This is a genomic window from Mycobacteriales bacterium (assembly GCA_035550055.1).
GTDB lineage: Bacteria > Actinomycetota > Actinomycetes > JAFAQI01 > JAFAQI01 > DASZTV01.
The window spans coordinates 1-9,528 of the sequence record DASZRO010000013.1 but is presented as its reverse complement, the minus strand read 5'-3'; the positions used below and the strand labels follow the sequence as shown (position 1 = coordinate 9,528).

9 protein-coding genes are annotated in these 9,528 nt (G+C 68.7%); 2 read left to right on the top strand and 7 right to left on the bottom strand.

The genetic code is table 11. From position 1 onward, the window contains the following. Window positions 1-137: 137 nt before the first annotated feature. Both VG899_01845 and VG899_01840 read right to left on the bottom strand, forming a co-directional pair. Window positions 138-1,628 (bottom strand): metallophosphoesterase family protein, encoded by a 1,491-nt coding sequence (locus tag VG899_01845; protein ID HWA65097.1) that lies wholly within the window; start codon window positions 1,626-1,628, stop codon window positions 138-140. A 3-nt stretch (window positions 1,629-1,631) separates the two neighbouring features. After that, window positions 1,632-2,753: a glycosyl hydrolase gene (locus VG899_01840; protein ID HWA65096.1), complete on the bottom strand. Its 1,122-nt coding sequence runs from the start codon at window positions 2,751-2,753 to the stop codon at window positions 1,632-1,634. Window positions 2,754-2,878: 125 nt separating this feature from the next. On the opposite strand from VG899_01840, the gene VG899_01835 reads away from it, so the two are divergent. Then, window positions 2,879-4,627: a cytochrome c biogenesis protein DipZ gene (locus VG899_01835; GenBank protein HWA65095.1), complete on the top strand. Its 1,749-nt coding sequence runs from the start codon at window positions 2,879-2,881 to the stop codon at window positions 4,625-4,627. 85 nt (window positions 4,628-4,712) lie between these two features. Here the strand turns inward: VG899_01835 and VG899_01830 are convergent, their stop codons facing one another. From VG899_01830 to VG899_01820, 3 genes are read right to left on the bottom strand one after another with little or no spacing between them, the layout of a single operon-like run. Continuing rightward, window positions 4,713-6,371: an aminotransferase class V-fold PLP-dependent enzyme gene (locus VG899_01830; protein ID HWA65094.1), complete on the bottom strand. Its 1,659-nt coding sequence runs from the start codon at window positions 6,369-6,371 to the stop codon at window positions 4,713-4,715. Between the two features lie 20 nt (window positions 6,372-6,391). Continuing rightward, window positions 6,392-6,847: a limonene-1,2-epoxide hydrolase family protein gene (locus VG899_01825; GenBank protein ID HWA65093.1), complete on the bottom strand. Its 456-nt coding sequence runs from the start codon at window positions 6,845-6,847 to the stop codon at window positions 6,392-6,394. 30 nt (window positions 6,848-6,877) lie between these two features. Then, complete coding sequence (locus VG899_01820; GenBank protein HWA65092.1) at window positions 6,878-7,648, bottom strand: MerR family transcriptional regulator; 771 nt, start codon at window positions 7,646-7,648, stop codon at window positions 6,878-6,880. Between the two features lie 85 nt (window positions 7,649-7,733). Between VG899_01820 and VG899_01815 the strand changes: the two genes are divergently transcribed. Continuing rightward, window positions 7,734-8,780, top strand: coding sequence for a glycoside hydrolase family 16 protein (locus tag VG899_01815; GenBank protein ID HWA65091.1), 1,047 nt, complete (start codon window positions 7,734-7,736; stop codon window positions 8,778-8,780). A 7-nt stretch (window positions 8,781-8,787) separates the two neighbouring features. Here VG899_01815 and VG899_01810 read toward each other — a convergent pair whose 3' ends face one another. Together VG899_01810 and VG899_01805 are read right to left on the bottom strand one after the other, a co-directional pair. After that, on the bottom strand, window positions 8,788-9,147 hold the full coding sequence (locus tag VG899_01810; protein ID HWA65090.1) for an ArsC/Spx/MgsR family protein: 360 nt from the start codon (window positions 9,145-9,147) through the stop codon (window positions 8,788-8,790). Window positions 9,148-9,294: 147 nt separating this feature from the next. Continuing rightward, window positions 9,295-9,528 (bottom strand): RNA polymerase subunit sigma-24 (locus VG899_01805; GenBank protein ID HWA65089.1); only part of this gene is annotated, 234 nt, incomplete at its 5' end.

The following is a 9,528-nucleotide window of genomic DNA, read 5'->3' as shown; positions in this document are numbered from 1 at the left end:
GTCGCGAGCGGCGATCCGGGCGGCGGCTGGCAAGGCGGAGGAGGAGCGCGGTAGCAGCGCTACCGCCGACGACGACAACGCGGTCCAGCCGTCGATCCGGGCGACGCGCAGCAGGACATGCATTGATCAGTGATTCCCTAGCGGGCTGCCGTCAGACCCGAGAGGTCGCGCGTCACGACGTAGTTGCGGTCGCCGATCGATCCGGACTGGTAGAACGCGCTGGCACCCACCCCGAGGTACTCGCCGCGGGTGCGCTCGCTCCACTCACGCGCGAGGTCGCTGCGGGTCTTGTAGAAGTTGAGCGAGTAGCCGCCTTCGTGGATCCGCAGCAATGAGAACCCGCCCGGGTACTCCTTCGTCGCCGCGACCTCCTGGAACACCACGCCGGGGCTCGTGCCCGCAGACCGGTAGTTGCGGTGGGTGTGGCCCTGGTGATGGAAGAACACCCCGGGCGTCTTCGCGTACGCCGCCTGGATCTTGCCCGACTGCTTCAGGTTGAGGTCGAAGACGAGTGGCTCCTCGTTGACGACGTCCGACGCCAAGGTCACCGGGTGGTGCCCGAACACGATGGTCGGGCGGTCCGGGTCCTTCGCGAGCTCACGGGTGAACCAGTCCATCTGGTGCGCCGACAGTGCGCCGTTGTCACCGCCGTTGCCCTTCTTGTCGTACGTGTCGATCCCGATCACCCGAAGCCCGTGCAGCTGCTTGGCGAACCAGATCGGTCGTCGCGGGTCGAAGACGTCCTTGAAGCAGTCGCGCGCCGACGGGTCCACCGCTGAGACGCTGCAGGTGTCGTAGTCCGGCCCGCTGTGCTGGCGGTCGTGGTTTCCGCGGACGACGAAGTAGTCCTCGCGATAGTTGCCGAACCGGTCGAGGTGCTCCTTGACCTTGCGCGCGTTGACCGGCTGCGCCTCGCTGGTGAGATCGCCTGCCACGAGCAGGACGTCGGCGCCACGCGTCTTCGCGTCCGCGACCATCGCCGCGCACATGACGTCGGAGTACGGCGGCTCGCCGGCGACCTGCGAGATGCCCGGAGGCACCTGGATCGGCCCCACCGTTTTGATCAGGCCGGCGACCGTCTCGCCCATGTGCACGTCGTTGGCCAGCGCGATGGTGAACAGATGGCGGCCCGGCGGCGGCTGCGGTGTCGTGAACGCGAAGACGTCGGTCAGCCCGCGCAGGCCCTCCGTCGTCGTCGTCGCCACACCGACCGGGTTGCCCGTCGCGTTGACCGCCGGCAGCACGGGCAGCCCGTCGGAGAGCGCCTGGTAGTAGTACGTGCGCCCGGGCTCGAGACCGTGGATCTCCGCGTAGTGAAACGGCGTACGACGGGTCTCGTGCAGCACGGTCCGCAGCCGGAGCGGGTTCGTCCCGAGCCGCAGCTCGGTGTCCTGGGGGCTCGGCGCGAGCGAGTCGCCGGTCAGCCCCGGCACCCCGGTGTACCAGGTCACGATGGCGCTCGTCGGCGTGACGGTGACGAGCTCGGCGTTCATGCCGATCGCCGGGAGGTCGCTGCGGCTGGCCGCGGCGTAGCTGCGCTCCGGATCGAGGACGGGCAGCAGGGACGTCGAGGAGACGACGGCCGCCCAGCGGATCAGCTCACGGCGGCTCAGCCGGCAGCACTGCACGGACTAGGAGATCGCGATGGAGTGGCGGACGCCACCCGGGCGGCCCCACAGCAGCCGGTAGAGCTGGCCTGCGGCCGGGAACTGGTTGCTCGACCCGCCCATCACGAACGACATCAGCCCGTCGTAGGAGTTGAAGTAGTTCTCGTACGCCACGTTGTGCGTGGCGAACCAGTGGTGCATGTGGTTGATGAAGAAGGTGTCGTCACCACCGGAGTGCGCCTTGCTGGCCTGGTCGTGAACCAACGCCCACTCCGGAATCGAAATGGCTTTGTGATGCGCATCCGCGAACTTGGCCAGCCACGCCAGACCAGTGCCTTGATGGACGATCGCGTGCCAGCGCGCCTGCGCCGTATCGGCCTGTCCGGCGCGGTTCCAGTCGTAGACGTCCATCCCGATGTAGTCGACGTAGGCGTTGCCCGGGTAGGCGAGCTTCAAGTTGCGGAAGTGCGGACCCGCGGCGACGCACCAGTCGAAGGTGAAGTGCGCGCCTTTGACGTTGCGGATCGCCGTGACGATGTGGCGCCACGCCTGGGCGAACTCGCGCGCCCGCGTGTCGTAATCGGCCGGCTTGCCGGTCGAGCCGATGCCCCAGTTGAACCAGTCGCCGTTGAACTCCCACCCCAGCCGCAGCACGGAGTGACCGAGCCCCGCGGCGACCAGGTGCTGCGCCATCGCGACGAAGTGCTTGTCGTAGTACCCGCTCGCGGCTGCGGCCAGATGGTTGTAGCCGAAGCCCGCCCACAGCGGTACGCCGATCGACAGCAAGATGCCCTGGTGCTGGTTGCGCCAGATGGTCGTGACCCGCTCGGCCTGGTCGAACTGCTGCCACGAGTAGTTCGTCTGGAAGTCCGTGGCGCTGGTGATCGGCCGGCCGCGCCACAACCCGAAGTCCTTGTCCGCAACGGCGGAGAAGCCGGCGAAGTCACCGGACTTCCAGGTCTCGACGCCCACTGCGGCAGGCACTCGTTTCGCCGTACCGCCGGCGGGGCGGTTGCCACTGACCTGGACCGACAGCAGCGGAGCCGGCTGCGGAGACCGCGCCGCCGACGCGGGCACGGCGACGGAGAGCACGCCCGCGAGCAGTGCGGCTGCGCCGAGCCACGCGACTCGTCGACGCGGCGCCATCGGCCGTCGCCCTCCTTTGATCCGGAACCAAATCGTAATCGGCCCGGCGGCCGTCCGCTGCCGAGGTTTGCCAGGCGTACGTTTGGCCGCGTGGTGGCGTTCGACGACGAAGGAAGCCGGCCTCGATGAGTCCGTTGCTGCTGCTGATCGGGTTTCTCGCCGGCCTCCTCACGATCATCACGCCGTGCATCCTGCCGGTGCTGCCGGCCGTGATCGCCTCCGGTGTCACCGCAGGCGGGCGCAGGCGGGCGCTGGCGATCGCGGCCGGCCTGGCGCTCGCGTTCGGGCTCTCGGCGCTGCTGAGCATCCGCCTGCTCACCGCACTCGGTCTGCCGCTCGGCCTTCGCTACGACCTCGCGCTCGTCGTGCTCTACCTGCTCGCCGTCGGGTTCCTCGTCCCGAAGGTCGGGCTGCTGCTGGAACGCCCGTTCGCCCGGCTCGGCCTCAACCGGGCGCCGGACAGCTCCGCCGGCGGCCTGGTGCTCGGCGCCTCGCTCGGGCTGCTCTACCTGCCGTGCGCCGGACCAATCTTCTCGGCGATCAGTGCCGTGGGCGCACAGAAGGGCTCGTTCGGCGTCGACGCCGTAGCGCTGACCGTCGCGTACTCCCTCGGCATCGCGGTGCCGATTTTCGGCTTGGTGCTGCTCACCAGCCGGCTGACGAAGGCGGTCGCCTGGTTGCGCACCCACGCCGTGCGCGTGCGGCAGGCCGGCGGCGTCGGTCTGCTCGCCAGTGCGGTGGCCATCACGTTCGGTGCCGCTACGTCATTGCAGACCGCGATCCCGTCGTACTCCGCCTCGATCGAGAACCACCTGACCAACAGCACCTCGATTCACTCCGACCTCGACGGGATCAGCAACCCTCACGAGTCCGCGCAGGCGAAGTCGCTACAGAACTCGTTGCGGGGCAAGCCGAGGCCGCAGCCGTCGATGATGCCGATGGCCGACCAGATCCCGACGTTGAGTGCCGCCGACCTGCCGGTCTACGGGAAGGCGCCGGACTTCGCGGACGTCACTCACTGGTTCAACACTCCCGACGGCGCTGCGCTGAACCTCGCCCAGCTCAAGGGCAAGGTCGTGCTCGTCGACTTCTGGACCTACTCCTGCATCAACTGCCTGCGCAGCCTGCCGCACGTCGAGGCGTGGTACGCCCGCTACCACTCCGACGGGTTCGAGGTGGTCGGGGTGCACACTCCCGAGTTCGACTTCGAGCACGTCGTCGGCAACGTCGCGTCAGCGATCGCCCGGCTCGGCGTGGCGTATCCGGTCGCCATGGACAACGACTACGGCACGTGGAACGCCTGGGGCAACGACTCGTGGCCGGCCGAGTACCTGATCGACCCGGACGGCAACGTGAGGTACGGCTCGGTCGGCGAGGGTGACTACGGACAGACCGAGGCGGCGATCCGGGCCCTGCTCACCGCAAACGGCGTCAGACACCTGCCGTCGACCACAGACGTGCCGGATGACACCCCGATGCGGGCGAGTACGCCGGAGAGCTATCTCGGCTACGAACGACTCGAGCGCTACGACGGACCGGTCATCGCGAGGAACGCGCCGAAGGCGTACACGTTCGCGTCCTCGCTGGCGGCCGGCCACCTGTCGTACGCCGGGACCTGGACCGTCGAGTCGCAGGACATCCTCGCGGGCAGTGACGCCGCGCTGCGGATCAACGTCTCCGCCTCCGACGTCTACCTGGTGCTGGCCGGTGACGGCACGGTCACGGCGACGCTCAATGGCAGGCCGCTCGCGACGCAGCACGTCTCCGGCGTACCGACCCTTTACACGATCTACTCGGGATCGGCCGTGCAGCACGGCATCCTCGAGCTCCATGCCAGCCCAGGCGTGAAGGCGTACGACTTCACCTTCGGCTGACCCCCCTTCCCCGAAGTAGCACACAACCCGCTCCCGGAACCGGACAGGAAGCGCGGAACCCGTCCAGATCGGCGCGGGTTGTGTGCTACTTCGGGGAGAGGCAGGACGGGGGGAGGTCGAACCAGCGCAGCGCTTCCGCGTCGGCTGCCAGCCCGCTCGGTGAGACGTCGCGGTCCGGTCGAGGCCGCTGGGCCGCGAGCCGGCGAGCCTCGTCGAGGTACGTCGCGAGAACGGCGGAGTCGGCGCGCGGGATCGGGTCCGGCCCGGTTCCGTCGTAGCGGATGTCGGCGAGGCGCAACGGCGGGTCGGCGAGTGCCTGCCGGTGCCGCCACAGCCCGGTCACCGGGTCGAACCGGTAGTCGGTCAGGAACCGCTCGCCCTCGGCGGCGACGAACCGCACCGCCTCGATGAGGTAGTCAGCCACGGCGTCGTCGATGAAGTAGCCGAAGCTGACCCGCACCCAGCCGGGCTTGATCCCCTCGCAGCCGGCGGCGATCTCGTGCTGGAAGGCCAGCGAGTGCTCGATGTCGATCCCGAGCAGCCGATGACCGTACGGCCCGGCGCACGAGCAACCGCCACGCGCCTGGATGCCGAACAAATCGTTGAGCAGAGCCACGACGAAGTTGTGGTGGAGATAACGGCCGCCGGGCTTTCGTACGACGAAAGAGATGATCGAGAGCCGCTCGGCGTCGAGGTTGCCGAGGATCTCGATCGCCGGCTCCTGCGACCACGCCTCGACCGCCCGGGCCAGCAGGACGTCTTCGACCGCCTTGATCTGGCCGACGCCGACCGCCTGTTTGAGACCGAACACCAGGCCCGCTCGGATCGCGCCGACGATGTCGGGCGTGCCACCTTCCTCGCGCAGCACCGGGTCGTCGAGGTAGACGTGTTCGAGCGGGTTGACATAGGCGACGGTGCCGCCGCCGGGAACCGTCGGCACCCGATTGGTCAGTAGCTCACGGCGCACCGCGAGCACGCCGGGTGTGCCGGGACCACCGATCAGCTTGTGCGGCGAGATGAAGACCGCGTCCAGCCGGGCCTCGGGGTCGGCCGGTGACATCGTGATGTCGACGTACGGCGCCGCTGCCGCGAAGTCCCAGAACGACAGCGCGCCGTGGCGATGCAGCAGGCGGGCGACCGCGGCGGTGTCGGTGACGATGCCGGTGACGTTCGACGCGGCTGAGAACGAACCGATCCGAAGCGGCCGGTCGGCGTACTCCACGAGTCGGGCGCCGAGCGCGGCGAGGTCGATGTGGCCGTCCGCGTCGGCGGGGATCTCCACGACGTCAGCGATGGTCTCCCGCCACGGCAGCTCGTTGGAGTGGTGCTCGTACGGTCCGACGAACACGACCGGGCGGTCGGCTCGCGGGATCGCCGCGGTCAGCGCATAGCGGTCGTCGAGCTGCGGCGGGACCCGTAGCCCGAGAATCCGGACGAGCTTGTCGATCGCTGCGGTCGCGCCCGAGCCGGTGAAGATGACCACGACGTCGTCGTCACCACCGACGGCCTCGCGGATCACCGCCCGCGCCTCCTCGCGAAGCCGGGTGGTCTGACGGCCGGTGCCGCTGGATTCGGTGTGGGTGTTCGCGTACGTCGGGAGTACCGCGTCGCGGATGAAGTCCTCGATGAATGTCAGCGCCCGGCCACTCGCCGTGTAGTCGGCGTAGGTCACCCGGCGTGCGCCGTACGGACCGGCCATCAACGTGTCGTCCCCGATCACCGCCGCCCGGATCCGATCGAGCAACGGCGAGGTCGGCAGCCGCGTCAGAACGACGCCCGCAAGCCAGGGACGACGGTCGCCAGCAGACCGCGCACGCTGGCGACCGTCACGTCGCGCCAGTCGAAGTAGTCCCGCCACAGCGTGATGAGACCGTCGTGCACCTCGAAGACTCCGCACACCCAGAACTGCGACCGGAACCGGCGGTAGGTGAGCGCGTCGGTGCGTTCGGTCATGACGGTCGCGCCGTCTTCGGTGATCCGGTGGATCACCACGTCGAAGCCGATCCCTCGCCTGAAGAAGTCGTGGGCGCCCTTGTCGAACCGTCGCTTGCCACGGATGGTCGGCAGCGACACGTTCTCGTAGACCAGGTCGTCGGCGACCAGGGACACCGCGAGGTCGGCGTCCCCGTCGGCGAAGGCGGTGAGGAACGTTCGCACCACGTCGGCGGACGAGCGACTTCCGGAAGCTGAGGGAGTGGCGTTCTCGGCTGCTTCGGTCATGCATTCATTGTTCCCGCCGGCGTCAACCGGTCACCCGCCGTGGGCGTCGGCGTTCGCCACGATCGCATCGTGAACGTACGTCGCGAGGCCGGGCGCGACCTGGTCGAACGTCGCAGTGAAGCGCTCGTCCGCCACGTACATCTCGGCGAGATTGCGATGCATCTCATACCCGCAGTCGTAGAACCAGCGGCACAGGAACCGCCGATGCTGCTCCGCCAGCGCCTGGCCCTCTTCCCCTGCGGGCGGGATGCCTCGCTGGAGCGCGGCCGCGAACTGGTGCAGGCCGTCGTCGGACTCCTCCTTGAGCCTCGCCCAGTCGGCCTTGGTGTAGGTGGCCGCACGTCGCTGCGACTCGCGGAAGGCGTCGGTCTCGCCCCACCGCTGCTCGGCCTCCTCCGCCCATTCGCCACCGACCTTGTCGGTGCCGAACACTTCGAGCTGCTCCTCCGGGGTCAACCTCATGCCCATTGCGGTCGCCTCCAGCTCCCGGTCGATTGCCGCCACCATCGCGCTCAGCTGCTCACCGCGCTCGACCAGCAGCTGCCGCTGACGGCGCAAATGGGTCTCGTGGTCGGCGCTCGGGTCGTCCAGCAGCTCGGCGATCTCGTCGAGGGCGAAGCCGAGGCCGCGATAGGTCAGCACCCGGGTCAGCCGATCGATGTCCGGCGGCTCGTAGACCCGGTAGCCGGCGGCGGTCCGGCCGGACGGGACCACGAGCCCGATCTCGTCGTAGTGGTGCAACGTCCGCACGGTCACACCGGCGAGCGCCGCAACCCGGCCGACGGTGTAGTCACCTTCCATACCCGGCACTATTTGCCCTCACGTCACGTGAGGGTCAAGTCGCTCGTTGTGGAAATGTGGCGCAGCGACCCCGATACTCACGATCATGAGACCTCGTCGGATCTTTGCCGGCCTTGCAGTCGCCGCCGTACTCGGCGCCTCCATGGTGCTGACCAGCATCGGCGCCTCCGCCGCCGCGCCCAACGCCACGACGAAGGCGACCGCGTGCAACGGCCTCGAGCAGCTGCTCGGCATGTGCAAGGTGACCCCGACGCCCACGCCCACGCCCACCACCGCGTCGCCCACGCCGACGCCCTCCAACCCGCCGGCCGGCGACTGCGGCGGGGAGACACTCACCAAGCCGGACGGCACTGCGTGGGTGTGCACCTTCGACGACGAGTTCAACGGGACGATGTACGACGCCTCGAAGTGGCTGCCGCAGCTGACGAACGGCAGCAACTACACCACGGGCGTCGCTCCGTACCGCGTCTGCTACGAGAACAACCCCGACACGATTTCGGTGTCCGGCGGCTACCTGCATTTGTCGGTCGTGAAGGCGGCCGCGAAGTTCAGCTGCAAGACCTCCGCACTCAGCAGCTTCTCCACCCAGTACGAGGGCGGCGAGCTCACCACCTATCACCTGTTCAGCCAGGAGTACGGCCGCTTCGAGGTGCGCGCGAAGCTGCCGCAGTCGGCGGTGAAGGGCCTGCAGGAGACGTTCTGGCTCTGGCCCAACAACGACACGTTGTACGGCGGCGGCGAGCCGGCGTCGGGCGAGATCGACTTCGCCGAGTTCTACAGCTTGTACGAGAACCAGGTCATCCCGTACATCCACTACGTCTACAACAAGTCGACGGTGAACACGACGACGAACACCAACATCGTGACCAACGACTACACCTGCATCATCGACCCGACGCAGTTCAACGACTACGCGGTCGTCTGGAAGCCCGGTCAGATCACCCTGACCTACAACGGCAACGTCTGCCTCGTCGACAACTATCAGCCGTCAGACGTCGCCAGCCCGGCACCGTTCAACCAGCCGTTCTTCCTCGCGTTGACGCAGGCGCTCGGCGTGAACACAGACGCGCCGACGACCGCTACCCAGCTGCCGGCGACGACGCTGGTCGACTACGTGCGCGTCTGGCAGTGAGCCGCCGCTAGCGCGAGTGGTCGATCGCCGCAGCGACCGCGTCCTCGTCGCGAGCGACGTACGCCGTACCGTCGTCGGCGATGACCAGCGGTCGCTGGATCAGCGGCGGGTTGGCGAGCATGACCGAGACCCACTCGTCGCGATGCGCTGCGTCCTTGGCCGGCAGCGCCACCCCGAGACCGGGCGCGTCACCGGTCCGGCAGATCTCCCACGGCTCGAGACCGGTACGCGAGATGACGTCGCGGAGCTCGGCCTCGGTCGGCGGCTGGTCCAGGTAGAGCCGTAGGTTGAAATCGACTCCCGCCGACTCCACCGCCTCCTTGGCGATCCGGCACTTCGAGCACCGCGGGTTGTACCAAATCTCCACGCGCCAAACCTAACCGAGGCCCGCCGGTTCGAAGTAGCACACAAGTGGCTCCGAAATGCACCGATTCGGCCCTTCCCGTCCGGTTCGGCGGCGACGTTGTGTGCTACTTCGGACCCGGGGGGCCAGGCGGGGGGTCAGGCCGGGGGGTCAGGCGGGGGCGGCGCGGCGGCGGTTCTCCTCGGCCCGGCGCTGCAACACCGCTCGCTCCCCTCCGTTGCGGGTGAGCGCCGCGGCCTCGGCGAACGCGCTCGCCGCTTCGGCGTACTGACCGGACAGTTCGAGGAGGTCGCCGCGCACACTCGGGATGAGCGGCGATCCGGCCAGCGACGTCGCGTCCACGTCACGCAGGATCGCGAGGCCCGCAGCAGGTCCTGCGGCGCG